Below are 16,269 nucleotides of genomic sequence, written 5' to 3'. Positions count from 1 at the left end.
CTCAGGCTCCCTTCGCGGCCGTGCGGACGAGGACGATGCCGTTGCGGGGGCCGGGAACGGCACCCTTGATCAGCAGCAGGCCCCGCTCCACGTCCACGGCGTGGATCGTGAGGTTCTGGGTGGTCTGGCGCTCGCCGCCCATCCGGCCGGCCATGCGCATGCCCTTGAACACGCGACCCGGGGTGGCGCAGCCACCGATCGAGCCAGGCTTGCGGTGGTTCTTGTGGGAACCGTGGGAGGAGCTGACGCCGTGGAAGCCGTGACGCTTCATGACGCCGGCAAAGCCCTTGCCCTTGGTGGTCCCGGTGACGTCGATCGCCTGGCCGGCCTCGAAGGTCTCGACCGTGACTTCCTGGCCGAGCGTGTACTCGGCGGCGTCAGCGGTACGGAGCTCCACGAGGTGGCGACGCGGGGTCACGCCGGCCTTCTCGAAGTGCCCGGTCAGGGGCTTGGTCACCTTGCGGGGGTCGATGGCGCCGAACGCGATCTGGACGGCGTCGTAGCCGTCCTTCGCAGCGGCGCGGACCTGCGTGACGACGCAGGGGCCCGCTTCGATGACGGTGACGGGGATGAGCCGGTTGTCGGCATCCCACACCTGGGTCATACCGAGCTTCTTGCCCAGTACGCCCTTCACGGTCTTGGTAGCAGTGGTGGTCATTTCGCCAGCCTCAGAGCTTGATCTCGATGTTGACGTCTGCCGGCAGGTCGAGACGCATCAGCGAGTCGACGGCCTTCGGCGTCGGGTCGATGATGTCGATCAAGCGCTTGTGGGTGCGCATCTCGAAGTGCTCGCGGCTGTCCTTGTACTTGTGGGGCGAACGGATGACCACGAAGACGTTCTTCTCCGTGGGCAGCGGCACAGGGCCGACTACCGTCGCGCCAGCACGGGTCACCGTGTCGACAATCTTGCGCGCCGAGTTGTCGATGACCTCGTGGTCATACGACTTCAAGCGGATGCGGATCTTCTGTCCCGCCATCTCCGTTACGTCTCTCTCTCGCCGAACATCTAGCTTGGCCGGCTCTTGGCCATCTCCGACCCCCGCGGTCGGGTGTGTCGCACCCGCTTCGCGGCCGGACGACACGCGTTTTCACGCAGTCGTGCGGTTCGGATTGACCGGCAGAGCCGGGGCTTGCGCTTCCCTGGAGTGTCGCCCCGCGCATCAATGCACGGTTCGAGGTGTGTCACCGGGGGTGGCGGCGTCGACATGGGTCAACGGCGCGCGTCAAGCAACCGGTCCAGTGTGCCAGAGGCGACGGTGACCTACCAAATCGAGGCCGGGCCACGCGGCATACCCGCTCCGATGGCGCGTCGCGCCGCTCTGCCCCCTCCCGGGTATGCCGGGTGCTCACCGGTGTCGTTCACCCCCAGCGGGGTGGTCCCGCTGGCAGGATCGGGGCCATGACGACGCCGCCCGAAGGTCCAGGCAGGGCCAGGCAGGGCCTGATCTACCGCGCGGGAGTGCTGGGCCACCGCCCCACGGTGCCGACCGACTTCGCCGAGCTCGAGCGACGTGCGGCAGCGACGATGTCACCACGGGCCTGGGCCTATGTCGCGGGCGGGGCGGGCGAGGGCGCGACCATGCGGGCGAACCGCGCCGCCTTCGAGCGCGTCCGGATCGTGCCCCGCCTGCTGCCCGGCAACGCCCAGCGCGACCTGTCCACCGAGATCCTCGGCCGACGGCTTCCCGCACCGGTGCTGCTCGCTCCCGTGGGTGCGGCCGGGTTGGTCCACCGCGACAGCGACCTCGAGATCGGCTCGGCGGCGGCCGAGCTCGGCCTGCCGTACATCCTGTCCAACCAGGGGTGTTCCCCGATGGAGGACGTCGCGGCAGCCATGGGGGCGGCGCCGCGATGGTTCCAGCTCTACTGGTCCACCGACGAACCGCTCGTCGACAGCTTCCTCGCCCGCGCCGCCGCGAGCGGCGCCGAGGCGATCGTGGTCACCCTCGACACGACGATGCTGGGGTGGCGCCCCCGGGACCTGAACCTCGGATCCCTGCCGTTCTCCCAGGGCATCGGCATCGCGCAGTACACCTCCGACCCGCGCTTCCAGCAGGTGGTCCGCGACCGGATCGCGGCGAAGGCGGCCGCGGCTGAGGCAGCCGTGCGCGCCAAGGACGACGTCAAGGTGACGGTGGGCGCGCTCCGGTCGCTGTTGTCGATCAGCCGCGAGCACCCCGGCGACCTGCGGGCCAACCTCCGCTCCCCCACGCCCCGGGCTGCGGTCGAGACGTTCCTCGACATCTACTCGAACCCCGGGCTCACCTGGGAGCAGCTCGCCACCCTGCGCGACCGCACGGACCTCCCGTTCCTGGTCAAGGGTGTCCTGCACCCTGACGACGCGACACGAGCCGTGGAAGCGGGTGCCAGCGGGGTCGTGGTCAGCAACCACGGCGGACGGCAGGTCGACGGCGCGATCGCCTCCCTCGACGCCCTGCCGTCGGTGCGCGCAGCCCTCGGACCCGACCTAGCGGTGATCCTGGACAGCGGTGTCCGCACCGGCAGCGACGTCGTCAAGGCCATCGCGCTGGGCGCCGACGCCGTCGCGATCGGCCGGCCCTACCTCTACGGCCTGGCCCTCGGTGGGCGGGACGGTGTCAGGGACGTGCTGGCCAACATCGTGGCCGAGCTGGACCTGACGATGGGGCTGTCGGGAGTCGGCTCGGTGGCGCAGATCGGTCCCGAGCTGTTGCAGACGCCCTCCTGATGTCCAGGCCGCACCTGACGACGCCGCGGCTCCAGCTGCGTCCACTGAAAGCGGACGACAGCGACCTGCTGGTCGAGCTCGACGGCGATCCTGACGTGATGGAGTTCCTGACCGGGAGGGCCACCGGGCCGCAGGAGGTCATCGAGGTCTGGATGCCGCACCGCACCGAACCCGCGCACGACGCGCTGGGCCTGGGCTACTGGTCCGCCTTCGAGGACGGGGAGTTCGTCGGGTGGTTCTGCCTCACCCCGGACGACGGGTTGACGAGCGAGGCTGCCGAGCTGGGCTATCGGCTGCGCAGGCGAGCGTGGGGGCGAGGGCTGGCCACCGAGGGCGCCACCCGCTTGATGGAGCACGGCTTCGTCACCGTCGGGCTCGACCGGATCTGGGCCGAGACGATGGCAGTCAACGTCCGCTCCCGGGCGGTCCTCGAACGGCTCGGCCTGCGCCACGTCCGCACCGACATCAGGGAATGGGACGAGCCGCTGCCCGGTGCCGAGCTGGGCGAGGTCGTCTACGAGCTGACCGCCGCCGAGTTCGCAGCGGCCCACGGCTGACCCCCGCCCACATGTTGCCGGCTGGTGGTCACCAACCCCCGCATTCGCCGCCCCATGACGACCTGGCGGCAACAAGTCACGAGAGGCCCCCACCTGTTGCCGGCTGGTCGGCACCAACCCCGGGAAATCGGCGCCCCGTGACGACCTGGCGGCAACACGTCGCAGGCCCGCGCGGCATACGGGACAGCGAAGGGCCCCGCAGCCGAAGCTGCGGGGCCCTCCTGTGGTGCTGGTGCGTCAGATCACCGGTGGCGAAGTCGCCGAGTGTTACTTGGTGATCTTGGTGACGCGGCCGGCGCCGACGGTACGGCCGCCCTCGCGAATGGCGAAGCGCAGGCCCTCCTCCATGGCGATCGGCTGGATGAGCTCGACGTTCATCTCCGTGTTGTCACCGGGCATGACCATCTCGGTGCCCTCGGGGAGGTGCACTACGCCGGTCACGTCGGTGGTGCGGAAGTAGAACTGCGGGCGGTAGTTGTCGTAGAACGGCGTGTGACGGCCGCCCTCATCCTTGGACAGGATGTAGACGTTGGCCTCGAAGTCCGTGTGCGGGGTGATCGAGCCCGGCTTGACGATGACCTGGCCGCGCTCGACGTCCTCGCGCTTGGTGCCACGAAGAAGCAGGCCGACGTTCTCGCCCGCACGACCCTCGTCGAGCAGCTTGCGGAACATCTCGATGCCGGTGACCGTGGTCTTGGCCGGCGGGCCGGGGTGGATGCCGACGATCTCGACCTCAGCGTTGACGTTGAGGATGCCGCGCTCGATACGACCGGTGACGACGGTGCCACGACCGGTGATCGTGAACACGTCCTCGACGGGCATGAGGAACGGCTTGTCGACGTCACGCTCGGGGATCGGGATGTGGTTGTCCACGGCGTCCATGAGCTCCAGGACGGAGTTGCCCCACTCGGCGTCGCCCTCTAGCGCCTTGAGCGCCGAGACCTTGACGACCGGCAGGTCGTCGCCCGGGAACTCGTAGTCGGACAGCAGCTCGCGGACCTCCATCTCGACGAGCTCGAGGATCTCCTCGTCGTCGACCATGTCGGCCTTGTTGAGCGCCACGACGATGTAGGGAACGCCGACCTGGCGGGCCAGGAGGACGTGCTCCTTCGTCTGCGGCATCGGGCCGTCGGTCGCCGCAACCACGAGGATCGCACCGTCCATCTGCGCCGCACCCGTGATCATGTTCTTCACGTAGTCAGCGTGACCGGGGCAGTCGACGTGGGCGTAGTGACGGCTCTCCGTCTGGTACTCGATGTGCGCGATCGAGATCGTGATACCGCGCTGCTTCTCTTCGGGTGCCTTGTCGATGTCGTCGAACGCGAACTGCGGGTTCAGGTCCGGGTACTTGTCGTGCAGGACCTTGGAAATCGCAGCCGTCAGCGTCGTCTTACCGTGGTCGATGTGACCAATGGTGCCGATGTTGACGTGCGGCTTAGTCCGCTCGAACTTTGCCTTCGCCACTTGATGTCCTCCTCAGGACTCTTCTTGGTGAAACGCCTTTTGCCCAGATGGGACGTGGCGCGGATTGGGGGTTGTGGAGCTCTGGTGGTTCGTTGCGTGGAGTGCGACCGGTAATGCTACCGGTCACTCACCACGCGTCTTCTTGATGATCTCCTCGGCAACAGCCTTGGGGACCTCGGCGTAGGAGTCAAACTCCATCGAGTAGTTCGCCCGACCCTGGGTCTTGGACCGCAGGTCACCGACGTAGCCGAACATCTCCGACAGGGGGACCAGACCGCGGACGACCTTGGCACCACTGATGTCCTCCATGGCCTGGATCTGGCCACGGCGGGAGTTGATGTCACCGATGACGTCGCCCATGTAGTCCTCGGGCGTACGCACCTCGACGGCCATCATCGGCTCGAGGAGCACGGGGTCGGCCTTGCGGACGGCCTCCTTGAGCGCCATGGAACCGGCGATCTTGAACGCCATCTCGGAGGAGTCGACGTCGTGGTAGGCGCCATCGAGCAGCGTCGCCTTGATGCCGACCAGCGGGTAGCCGGCGAGCACGCCGTACTGCATGGCGTCCTGGATACCGGCGTCGACCGACGGGATGTACTCGCGCGGAACGCGGCCACCAGTGACCTTGTTCACGAACTCGTACATCTCGCCCGACTCGGCGGTGTCGAGGGGCTCGATGCTGATCTGGATCTTGGCGAACTGGCCGGAGCCACCCGTCTGCTTCTTGTGGGTGAAGTCCAGCTTCTCCACGGTGCGACGGATCGTCTCGCGGTAGGCCACCTGCGGCTTGCCGACGTTGGCCTCGACCTTGAACTCGCGCTTCATGCGGTCCACGAGGATGTCCAGGTGGAGCTCGCCCATGCCGGCGATGATCGTCTGGCCGGTCTCCTCGTCGTGGTGGACCTGGAAGGTCGGGTCCTCGGCGGAGAGCTTCTGGATGGCCGTGGAGAGCTTCTCCTGGTCACCCTTGGTCTTGGGCTCGATGGCCACCTGGATGACCGGGTCCGGGAACGTCATCGACTCGAGCACGATCTGCTCGTTCGGGTCGCTCAACGTGTCACCGGTGGTGGTGTCCTTGAGGCCGATCGCCGCGTAGATGTGACCCGCGAGGGCCTCCTCCACGGGGTTCTCCTTGTTGGCGTGCATCTGGAAGAGCTTGCCGATGCGCTCCTTGCGGCCCTTGGTCGTGTTGACGACCGCGGAGCCGGCGGAGATCTGGCCGGAGTAGACGCGGATGAAGGTCAGCGTGCCGAAGAACGGGTGCGTGGCGACCTTGAACGCCAGCGCCGAGAACGGCTCGCTCGTGTCGGGCTTGCGCGTCATCTCGATCTCCTCGTGGTTCGGCTTGTGGCCGACCATCGGGGGGACATCGAGCGGCGAAGGCAGGTAGTCGACGACGGCGTCGAGCATCGGCTGCACACCGCGGTTCTTGAAGGCAGAGCCGCACAGGATCGGGTAGAGCTCGGAGTTGACCGTGAGCTTGCGGATGGCGCCCTTGATCTCCTCGGGCGTCAGCTCCTCGCCACCGAGGTACTTCTCCATGAGGACGTCGTCGGACTCGGCAACGCGCTCGACGAGGGCGTGGCGGTACTCCTCGACCTTCTCGAGCATGTCGGCCGGGATCTCCTGGATCTCGTACTTGGCACCCATGGTGACGTCACCCTTGGAGTCACCGGGCCACACGAGGGCACGACGGTAGATGAGGTCGACGACGCCGACGAACTCGCTCTCGGAGCCGATCGGCAGCTGGAGCACGAGGGGCTCCGCGCCGAGGCGGTCCTTGATGGTGTCGACGGTGAAGTAGAAGTCCGCGCCGAGCTTGTCCATCTTGTTGACGAACGCGATGCGGGGGACGTCGTACTTGTCGGCCTGACGCCACACGGTCTCGGACTGGGGCTCGACGCCCTCCTTGCCGTCGAACACGGCGACGGCACCGTCGAGGACGCGCAGCGAGCGCTCCACCTCGACCGTGAAGTCCACGTGACCGGGGGTGTCGATGATGTTGATCTGGGTGCCCTCCCAGAAGGAGGTCACCGCGGCAGACGTGATCGTGATGCCGCGCTCCTTCTCCTGCTCCATCCAGTCGGTCGTCGACGCACCGTCGTGGGTCTCACCGATCTTGTGGTTGACACCGGTGTAGAAGAGGATGCGCTCAGTCGTCGTCGTCTTGCCGGCGTCGATGTGCGCCATGATCCCGATGTTGCGGACCTTGGTCAGGTCCGTCAGGACGTCGAGTGCCAATGTGATCGTCTCATCTCGCTCGTTAGAAAAAGTTCGTTGTGGTGCATGGGGGCGGGGCCTCGACCACGCACCTGCGGTATGCCGCGGGCGTGTGTTGCGCCCGCGGCATACCGGTCGCTGTTACCAGCGGTAGTGCGCGAAGGCCTTGTTGGACTCGGCCATCTTGTGGGTGTCCTCACGACGCTTCACCGCGGCACCGAGGCCGTTGGACGCGTCGAGGATCTCGTTCATGAGGCGCTCGGTCATGGTCTTCTCACGACGCTGACGCGAGTAGCCGACCATCCAGCGCAGGGCCAGGGTGGTCGCGCGGTTGGGCTTGACCTCGATCGGCACCTGGTAGGTGGCGCCACCGACACGGCGGGACTTGACCTCGAGCGTCGGACGGATGTTGTCCAGCGCGCGCTTGAGGGTCACGACGGGGTCGGAGCCGGTCTTCTCCTTGACGCCCTCGAGGGCGCCGTAGACGATCGTCTCGGCGATGGACTTCTTGCCATCGAGGAGGATCTTGTTGACCAGCTGGGTCACCAACGGGGAGTTGTGGACCGGGTCGACGACGAGGGGGCGCTTGGGCGCGGGTCCCTTGCGAGGCATTACTTCTTCTCCATCTTCGCGCCGTAACGGGAGCGGGCCTGCTTGCGGTTCTTGACACCCTGGGTGTCGAGCGAGCCGCGGACGATCTTGTAACGCACGCCCGGGAGGTCCTTCACACGACCACCGCGCACGAGCACGATCGAGTGCTCCTGCAGGTTGTGGCCGACGCCCGGGATGTAGGCCGTGACCTCGATGCCGCTGGTGAGGCGCACGCGGGCGACCTTCCGCAGGGCAGAGTTCGGCTTCTTGGGGGTGGTGGTGTACACACGCGTGCACACACCACGGCGCTGGGGCGAGCCCTTGAGGGCAGGAGTCTTGGTCTTGGTGACCTTGTCCTGACGCCCCTTGCGCACAAGCTGGTTGATCGTAGGCAACCTGTTCTCCGTACGTAGTTGATGTTCCGTGTCGTCGGGCTGCGTCTCGCAACCCTCGGGCACTCCTTGGTGTGGTGCCTCGCCCGACCCCCGCACTCGGGTGTGTCGTGCTTGGCGCTCTCCCCTGCACCCTCCACGCGCGACCCAGTGCGGATCGGTTGCGGAGTGCCCGGCGAGAGGGGTGCTGGTCCAGCGGCCGACATCTTGCTGTCTGGTCGGCACCGACTCCAGCGCATGACTGAGGCAGACCTCAGACACAGTGTTCAAAGATACCGCCTGCGTGGTGGCGGTCCAAATCGGTTACACCAAGCGCCGCCGGCCCGACGTGCTGCGACTTGGTGCGCGCAGATCGTCACCGGACCCCCGAATCGCCGCCTCGTGACCACCAGCCGGCAACAAGTCGACAAGGTTGCGACTTGGTGCGCGCAGATCGTCACCGGACCCCCGAATCGCCGCCTCGTGACCACCAGCCGGCAACAAGTGGCGCTCCGGACCATGCGAAAGGGCGGGTATGCCGCGCGGTGACCACGCGGCATACCCGCCCTCAGCGGGTGGAGCCGGAGGCTCAGTCCAGGCCGAGCTCGGCGTCGTCGAGGCGGATGGCCTCGCCGGAGCCGGGACCGAACACCGGGTAGTCGTACTCGTAGCTGGGCATCGAGTACATCGCAGCCTTGGCCTCTTCCGTGGCCTCGACCTTGACGTTCCGGTAGCGCGGGAGACCCGTGCCGGCCGGGATGAGCTTTCCGAGGATGACGTTCTCCTTCAGACCCAGCAACGGGTCCGACTTGGCGTTCATCGCTGCCTCGGTCAGCACGCGGGTCGTCTCCTGGAAGGAGGCGGCCGAGAGCCAGGAGTCCGTGGCCAGCGACGCCTTGGTGATACCCATGAGCTCGGGGCGACCCGAGGCCGGGCGGCCACCTTCGGCGACGACGCGACGGTTCTCGGTCTCGAACCGACCACGCTCGGCCAGCTCACCGGGGAGCAGGTCGGCATCGGCGGACTCGATGATCGTGATCCGGCGCAGCATCTGGCGGACGATGACCTCGATGTGCTTGTCGTGGATCGACACACCCTGCTGGCGGTAGACGTGCTGCACCTCGTCGACGAGGTGCATCTGGACCGCCCGCGGGCCGAGGATGCGAAGGACCTGCTTGGGGTCGATCGAACCCTGCGTCATGCGGTGCCCGACCTCGACGTGGTCGCCGTCGGCGATCAGCAGACGCGCGCGCTTGCTCACCGGGTAGGCGTGCTCCTCGGAGCCGTCGTCCGGGGTGAGCATGATGCGACGGGTCTTGTCGGTGTCCTCGATGCTGACCCGACCGGACGCCTCGGCGATCGGGGCCACACCCTTGGGGGTGCGGGCCTCGAACAGCTCGACGACACGGGGCAGACCCTGCGTGATGTCGTCACCAGCCACACCACCGGTGTGGAAGGTACGCATCGTCAGCTGGGTGCCGGGCTCACCGATGGACTGGGCCGCGATGATGCCGACGGCCTCGCCGATGTCCACGAGCTTGCCGGTCGCGAGTGACCGGCCGTAGCAGGCGGCGCAGGTGCCGACGTGGGACTCACAGGTGAGCACCGACCGGACCTTGACCTGCTCGACGCCGGCGGCGACGAGCGCGTCGATGACGACGTCACCGAGGTCGATGCCGGCCTCGGCCAGGACGGAACCGTCCTTCTCGACGTCGGCGGCGAGCGTGCGGGCGTAGACCGAGGTCTCCACGTCGTCGTGCTCGACCAGGGCGCCGGAGGTGGTCTTCTGCGCGATCGGCATGGTCAGGCCACGCTCGGTCCCACAGTCGTCCTCGCGGATGATGACGTCCTGCGAGACGTCCACCAGGCGACGGGTCAGGTAACCCGAGTCGGCGGTACGCAGCGCGGTGTCGGCAAGACCCTTACGAGAACCGTGCGTGGAGATGAAGAACTCGAGCACGGACAGGCCCTCGCGGAAGTTCGCGCGGATCGGTCGCGGGATGATGTCGCCCTTCGGGTTGGACACCAGACCACGCATACCGGCGATCTGCCGCAGCTGCATCCAGTTACCACGCGCACCCGAGGACACCATCTTGTAGATGGTGTTGGTCTTCGGGAGGTTGGCCTCCATCTCCTTGGCGACCTCGTTGGTGGCCTGAGTCCAGATCTCGATGAGCTCCTGACGGCGCTCGTCGTCCGTGATCAGACCACGCTCGTACTGCACCTGGACCTTGGTGGCCTTGACCTCGTAGCCCTCGAGGATCTCGAGCTTGCGCGGCGGGGTCACGACGTCGGAGATGGCCACCGTGGTGCCCGAGCGGGTCGCCCAGTGGAAGCCGTACTCCTTGAGCGCGTCGAGGCTCGCAGCGACCTGCACCTTGGTGTAGCGCTCGGCCAGGTCGTTGACGATGGTCGACAGACGCTTCTTGTCGACGACCGCGTCCACGAACGGGTAGTCCACGGGCAGCGTCTGGTTGAACAGCGCGCGACCGAGGCTGGTCTCGATGGTGAGCGAGGCCACCTGGCCCTGCTCGTTGACCTCGGTGCCCTCGGCGAGCTCCGTGCCCGGGATCGGGACGACGTCGAGCAGGCGGATCTTGACGATGCTGCCGAGCTCGAGCTCGCCGGCGTCGAACGCCATGCGGGCCTCGGAGACCGACGAGAACGCGCGGCCGGAACCCTTGCCGTTCTCCACCTCGGACGTGAGGTGGTAGAGCCCGATGATCATGTCCTGGGTGGGCATGGTCACCGGACGGCCGTCGGCCGGCTTGAGGATGTTGTTGCTCGAGAGCATCAGGATGCGGGCCTCGGCCTGCGCCTCGGTGCTCAGCGGCACGTGCACAGCCATCTGGTCACCGTCGAAGTCGGCGTTGAAGGCCGAGCAGACGAGCGGGTGGATCTGGATGGCCTTGCCCTCGACGAGCTGAGGCTCGAAGGCCTGGATGCCGAGGCGGTGCAGGGTGGGCGCGCGGTTGAGGAGCACGGGGTGCTCGGTGATGACCTCTTCGAGGACGTCCCACACGACCGGACGGGCGCGCTCGACCATGCGCTTGGCCGACTTGATGTTCTGCGCGTGGTCGAGGTCGACCAGGCGCTTCATCACGAACGGCTTGAACAGCTCGAGGGCCATCTGCTTGGGCAGACCGCACTGGTGCAGCTTGAGCTGCGGGCCGACGACGATGACCGAACGGCCGGAGTAGTCGACGCGCTTGCCGAGCAGGTTCTGGCGGAACCGGCCCTGCTTGCCCTTGAGCATGTCGGACAGCGACTTGAGCGGACGGTTGCCGGGACCCGTGACCGGGCGACCACGACGGCCGTTGTCGAAGAGGCTGTCGACAGCCTCCTGGAGCATCCGCTTCTCGTTGTTGACGATGATCTCCGGCGCACCGAGGTCGAGCAGACGCTTGAGCCGGTTGTTGCGGTTGATCACGCGACGGTAGAGGTCGTTGAGGTCGGAGGTCGCGAAGCGGCCACCGTCGAGCTGCACCATCGGGCGCAGATCCGGCGGGATGACCGGGACGGCGTCCAGGACCATGCCGGACGGCTTGTTCGTCGTGGCCTGGAAGGCGGTGACGACCTTGAGCCGCTTGAGGGCACGGGTCTTCTTCTGGCCCTTGCCGGTGGCGATGATCTCGCGCAGCAGCTCGGACTCGGCCTGGAGGTCGAAGTCCTGCAGGCGCTTCTGGATCGCGGCGGCGCCCATGCCACCCTCGAAGTACAGACCGAAGCGGTCACGCATCTCGCGGTAGAGGATCTCGTCGCCCTCGAGGTCCTGGACCTTGAGGTTCTTGAACCGGTCCCAGACCTGCTCGATGCGCTCGATCTGCATGTCGGCGCGCTTGCGGATCTGGTTCATCTCGCGCTCGGCGGACTCGCGCACCTTGCGGCGGGCGTCAGCCTTGGCACCCTCGGCCTCGAGCTCGGCGATGTCGGACTCGAGCCGCTTGGCCCGGGTGTCGACCTCGGAGTCACGCTTGTTCTCGTACTCCTTCTTCTCCACCTCGATCTGGGCCTCGAGCGAGGGCAGGTCCTTGTGGCGCTGCTCCTCGTCGACCGAGGTGATCATGTAGGCCGCGAAGTAGATGACCTTCTCGAGGTCCTTCGGGGCGAGGTCGAGCAGGTAGCCCAGGCGCGACGGGACGCCCTTGAAGTACCAGATGTGGGTGACGGGGGCAGCGAGCTCGATGTGGCCCATCCGCTCACGACGCACCTTGGCACGAGTGACCTCGACGCCGCAGCGCTCACAGATGATGCCCTTGAAGCGGACCCGCTTGTACTTGCCGCAGTTGCACTCCCAGTCCCGGGTGGGGCCGAAGATGCGCTCGCAGAACAGGCCCTCCTTCTCAGGCTTGAGGGTGCGGTAGTTGATCGTCTCGGGCTTCTTCACCTCGCCGTGGCTCCACTGACGGATGTCGTCAGCAGTGGCCAGGCCGATGCGCAGTTCGTCAAAGAAGTTGACGTCGAGCACGTGGTTCCTTCTTCCGTGTCTCTAGCTAAAACTCAAAGGGTGGGTCGTGAGGAGGGCCGGTATGCCGCGTGCCCGCCCAGGGCGTCCACGCGGCATACCCGCGCCTTAGACCTCTTCGACCGAACTGGGCTCGCGCCGGGACAGGTCGATGCCGAGCTCCTCCGCCGCGCGGAAGACGTCCTCGTCGGACTCCTTCAGCTCGATGGAGGTGCCCTCGCTGTTGAGCACCTCGACGTTCAGGCACAGCGACTGCATCTCCTTGATGAGCACCTTGAAGGACTCGGGGATGCCGGGCTCCGGGATGTTGTCGCCCTTGACGATCGCCTCGTAGACCTTCACGCGGCCCTGGACGTCGTCGGACTTGATCGTGAGCAGCTCCTGCAGCGCGTAGGCCGCGCCGTAGGCCTCGAGTGCCCACACCTCCATCTCACCGAAGCGCTGGCCACCGAACTGAGCCTTACCACCCAGCGGCTGCTGCGTGATCATGCTGTAGGGGCCGGTGCTGCGGGCGTGGATCTTGTCGTCCACGAGGTGGTGCAGCTTGAGGATGTACATGTAGCCCACGGACACCGGCTCGGGGAACGGCTCGCCGGAGCGACCGTCGAAGAGCCGGGACTTGCCGGAGCCGTCGATGAGCCGCACGTCGTCGCGGGTCTTGGTCGTGGAGTCCAGCAGACCCACGATCTCGTCCTCGCGCACACCGTCGAACACCGGCGAGGCGACACGGGTGCCGGCCGGGGCCGAGCGCGCGTCCTCGGGGATGAGCTTGGCCCAGTCCGGGTTGCCCGCGATCTCCCAACCGCGGGAGGCGGCCCAGCCGAGGTGCAGCTCGAGGATCTGGCCGACGTTCATACGACCGGGGACACCGAGCGGGTTGAGCACGACGTCCACAGGGGTGCCGTCCTCGAGGAACGGCATGTCCTCGACGGGCAGGATCTTGGAGATGACGCCCTTGTTGCCGTGACGGCCGGCGAGCTTGTCTCCATCGGTGATCTTGCGCTTGTTGGCGACGTAGACGCGGACGAGCTGGTTGACGCCCGGGGGCAGGTCGTCGCCTTCGTCCTTGTCGAACACCTTGACGCCGATGACCGTGCCGGTCTCGCCGTGGGGCACCTTGAGCGACGTGTCGCGGACCTCGCGAGCCTTCTCACCGAAGATGGCGCGCAGCAGGCGCTCCTCCGGCGTCAGCTCGGTCTCACCCTTGGGCGTGACCTTGCCGACGAGCAGGTCCCCGTCGCGGACCTCGGCGCCGATGCGGATGATGCCGCGCTCGTCGAGGTCGGCCAGGACCTCCTCGGAGACGTTCGGGATGTCCCGGGTGATCTCCTCGGGGCCGAGCTTGGTGTCGCGGGCGTCGACCTCGTGCTCCTCGATGTGGATCGAGGAGAGGACGTCGTCCTGCACCAGACGCTGGCTGAGGATGATCGCGTCCTCGTAGTTGTGGCCCTCCCACGGCATGAACGCCACGAGCAGGTTGCGGCCCAGGGCCATCTCGCCACCGTCGGTCGCGGGACCGTCGGCGATGACGCCGCCGGCCTCGACCCGGTCGCCCTCGTTGACGACGACGACCTGGTTGTAGGACGTGCCCTGGTTGGAGCGCGCGAACTTGGCGATCCGGTAGGTGCGCGTCGAGCCGTCGTCACCGGCGACGGTGACGAGGTCGGCGGACACCTCGGTGACCACACCAGCGGTCTCGGCCCGGACGACGTCGCCCGAGTCGAGGGCGGCGCGGTACTCCATGCCGGTGCCGACCAGCGGAGCCTCGGACTTGACCAGCGGCACCGCCTGACGCTGCATGTTGGAACCCATGAGCGCACGGTTGGCGTCGTCGTGCTCGAGGAACGGGATCAGCGCGGTCGCGGCCGACACCATCTGGCGCGGGGAGACGTCCATGTAGTCGACGTCGGCACCCGGGATGTAGTCGATCTCGCCGCCCTTGGTGCGCACCAGGACGCGGTCCTCCGTGAACAGGCCCTCGGCGTTGATGACGGCGTTGGCCTGCGCGATGACGTGGCGGTCCTCCTCGTCGGCGGACAGGTAGTCCACCTTGTCGGTGACCTTGCCCTTGACGACCTTGCGGTAGGGCGTCTCGATGAACCCGAACGGGTTGATCCGACCGTAGGACGCGAGCGAGCCGATCAGGCCGATGTTCGGGCCCTCAGGGGTCTCGATCGGGCACATGCGGCCGTAGTGCGACGGGTGGACGTCACGGACCTCCATGCCGGCGCGGTCGCGGGACAGACCACCCGGGCCGAGGGCCGACAGACGCCGCTTGTGCGTCAGGCCCGCGAGCGGGTTGTTCTGGTCCATGAACTGCGACAGCTGGGAGGTGCCGAAGAACTCCTTGATCGACGCCACCACGGGGCGGATGTTGATCAGGGTCTGCGGGGTGATCGCCTCGACGTCCTGCGTGGTCATGCGCTCGCGGACGACGCGCTCCATGCGGGACAGCCCGGTGCGGACCTGGTTCTGGATGAGCTCGCCCACGTTGCGCAGACGACGGTTGCCGAAGTGGTCGATGTCGTCGACCTCGACCGGCACCTCGTCGCCGTTCTTGCCGGCGAGCGTCGACTCACCGGCGTGCAGCGAGACGATGTACTTGATCGTGGCGACGATGTCGTCGACGGACAGGACCGAGGCGCTGAGCTCGGCGGCGACGCCCAGCTTGCGGTCGATCTTGTAGCGGCCGACCTTGGCCAGGTCGTAGCGCTTGGGGTTGAAGTAGAGGTTGTCCAGCAGGGTCTGGGCAGCCTCGCGGGTCGGCGGTTCGCCCGGGCGCAGCTTGCGGTAGATGTCGAGCAGCGCGTCGTCCTGGCCGGCCGTGTGGTCCTTCTCCAGGGTGAGGCGCATCGACTCGAACTCGCCGAACTCCTCGAGGATGTCGGCCTCGGTCATGCCCAGGGCCTTGAGGAGGACGGTGACCGACTGCTTGCGCTTGCGGTCGACGCGGACGCCCACCATGTCGCGCTTGTCGATCTCGAACTCCAGCCAGGCACCGCGGCTCGGGATGACCTTGGCGGTGTAGATGTCCTTGTCGGACGTCTTGTCGGGCGTGCGCTCGAAGTAGACGCCCGGGCTGCGGACCAGCTGGGAGACGACGACACGCTCGGTGCCGTTGATCACGAAGGTGCCGCGCTCGGTCATGAGCGGGAAGTCACCCATGAAGACCGTCTGGCTCTTGATCTCGCCAGTCGTGGTGTTCATGAACTCCGCGGTGACGAACAGGGGCGCGGAGTAGGTCTGGTCGCGCTCCTTGCAGTCCTCGATGGAGTACTTGACCTCCTCGAAGCGGTGGTCGCGGAACGACAGCGACATGGAGCCGCTGAAGTCCTCGATCGGGGAGATCTCTTCGAAGATCTCCTCGAGGCCGGAGCGATCCGGCACATCCCCACGGCCGGCGGCCTTGGCCTCTGCGACACGGGCCTGCCAGCGCTCGTTACCGAGCAGCCAGTCGAAGCTTTCCGTTTGCAGCGCCAGGAGGTCGGGGACCTCGAGGGGTTCGCGGATCTTTGCGAAGGACAGACGGCCTGAGACCGTCCGTGCGGTGGACACAGTCTGAGTCGCGTTGCGCGAGGCAGCCAAGGAGGGGTCCTTCCACGGGCCTTGTCTTAAATCTGATGGTTCGAAACCGGTGCAGCGCTGACCGCCGGTGCCGACCACGCAGGAGACAGGGCCAGGAATTCGTGCCGCAGGGCACGACGAAAGGCTGAGGTCTGAGGCGGGATCGAAGAAAGAGGGCAGCGCAAAGGAAGAGCATACACGAAAGAGGGCAGCCTCGTCCAACCGTGTCCAGCGGGCTCGCGCCACGACCGTTGACGGGGGTCAGGCCCGGGCCACAAGCCACAGGCTGATCCGACGCAGACGAGGATGACGCGCGAAACCCCCCACGTC

General features: G+C 67.0%; 11 protein-coding genes. 3 read left to right on the top strand and 8 right to left on the bottom strand.

The genetic code is table 11. The features are described from left to right. Nucleotide 1: 1 nt before the first annotated feature. A complete protein-coding gene (rplC, locus tag AC1DWR_RS07200) occupies nt 2-658 on the bottom strand; it encodes a 50S ribosomal protein L3 (RefSeq protein WP_477624082.1) in 657 nt (218 codons plus the stop codon). A gap of 10 nt (nt 659-668) precedes the next feature. Beyond that, nucleotides 669-977, bottom strand: a complete 309-nt coding sequence (rpsJ, locus tag AC1DWR_RS07195) for a 30S ribosomal protein S10 (protein ID WP_009775966.1) — start codon at nt 975-977, stop codon at nt 669-671. Between the two features lie 279 nt (nt 978-1,256). On the opposite strand from rpsJ, the gene AC1DWR_RS07190 reads away from it, so the two are divergent. Genes AC1DWR_RS07190 through AC1DWR_RS07180 form a run of 3 tightly spaced genes read left to right on the top strand, consistent with a single transcriptional unit; the run spans nt 1,257 to nt 3,264 of the window. Beyond that, entirely contained in the window at nt 1,257-1,403 is a 147-nt protein-coding gene (locus AC1DWR_RS07190) for a hypothetical protein (RefSeq protein ID WP_477613517.1), read from the top strand. Beyond that, entirely contained in the window at nt 1,400-2,707 is a 1,308-nt protein-coding gene (locus AC1DWR_RS07185) for an alpha-hydroxy-acid oxidizing protein (protein WP_477624081.1), read from the top strand. Before AC1DWR_RS07190 ends, AC1DWR_RS07185 begins: the two co-directional genes overlap by 4 nt. Continuing rightward, complete coding sequence (locus tag AC1DWR_RS07180) at nt 2,707-3,264, top strand: GNAT family N-acetyltransferase (protein ID WP_477624080.1); 558 nt, start codon at nt 2,707-2,709, stop codon at nt 3,262-3,264. The genes AC1DWR_RS07185 and AC1DWR_RS07180 overlap by 1 nt, the downstream gene beginning before the upstream one ends. A gap of 267 nt (nt 3,265-3,531) precedes the next feature. On the opposite strand, the gene tuf is transcribed toward AC1DWR_RS07180, so the two are convergent. The 6 genes from tuf to rpoB form a co-directional block, all read right to left on the bottom strand. Further along, complete coding sequence (gene tuf, locus AC1DWR_RS07175; RefSeq protein WP_477613520.1) at nt 3,532-4,728, bottom strand: elongation factor Tu; 1,197 nt, start codon at nt 4,726-4,728, stop codon at nt 3,532-3,534. 123 nt (nt 4,729-4,851) lie between these two features. Beyond that, a complete protein-coding gene (fusA, locus tag AC1DWR_RS07170; protein ID WP_477613521.1) occupies nt 4,852-6,969 on the bottom strand; it encodes an elongation factor G in 2,118 nt (705 codons plus the stop codon). A gap of 120 nt (nt 6,970-7,089) precedes the next feature. Then, on the bottom strand, nt 7,090-7,560 hold the full coding sequence (gene rpsG, locus AC1DWR_RS07165) for a 30S ribosomal protein S7 (protein WP_056915473.1): 471 nt from the start codon (nt 7,558-7,560) through the stop codon (nt 7,090-7,092). After that, complete coding sequence (rpsL, locus tag AC1DWR_RS07160) at nt 7,560-7,934, bottom strand: 30S ribosomal protein S12 (protein WP_056883290.1); 375 nt, start codon at nt 7,932-7,934, stop codon at nt 7,560-7,562. Before rpsL ends, rpsG begins: the two co-directional genes overlap by 1 nt. 565 nt (nt 7,935-8,499) lie before the next feature. Beyond that, nucleotides 8,500-12,378, bottom strand: coding sequence for a DNA-directed RNA polymerase subunit beta' (locus AC1DWR_RS07155; protein WP_477613522.1), 3,879 nt, complete (start codon nt 12,376-12,378; stop codon nt 8,500-8,502). Between the two features lie 105 nt (nt 12,379-12,483). Then, nucleotides 12,484-15,960 carry a DNA-directed RNA polymerase subunit beta gene (gene rpoB, locus AC1DWR_RS07150; RefSeq protein ID WP_477613523.1) on the bottom strand — a complete coding sequence of 1,159 codons (3,477 nt, stop codon included), beginning with the start codon at nt 15,958-15,960 and terminating at the stop codon, nt 12,484-12,486. Nucleotides 15,961-16,269 lie beyond the last annotated feature (309 nt).

Source organism: Pedococcus sp. P2_E2, from assembly GCF_056403955.1.
The sequence above is the reverse complement of the archived record's forward strand: the minus strand, read 5'-3'. Positions and strand labels throughout refer to the sequence as shown.

What these genes read in the sequence shown, in the direction of transcription:
- AC1DWR_RS07180 (WP_477624080.1), top strand. Translation starts at nt 2,707, where the DNA reads ATGTCCAGGCCGCACCTGACGACGCCGCGGCTCCAGCTGCGTCCACTG.
- rplC (WP_477624082.1), bottom strand. Translation starts at nt 658, where the DNA reads ATGACCACCACTGCTACCAAGACCGTGAAGGGCGTACTGGGCAAGAAG.
- rpsG (WP_056915473.1), bottom strand. Translation starts at nt 7,560, where the DNA reads ATGCCTCGCAAGGGACCCGCGCCCAAGCGCCCCCTCGTCGTCGACCCG.
- AC1DWR_RS07185 (WP_477624081.1), top strand. Translation starts at nt 1,400, where the DNA reads ATGACGACGCCGCCCGAAGGTCCAGGCAGGGCCAGGCAGGGCCTGATC.
- rpsJ (WP_009775966.1), bottom strand. Translation starts at nt 977, where the DNA reads ATGGCGGGACAGAAGATCCGCATCCGCTTGAAGTCGTATGACCACGAG.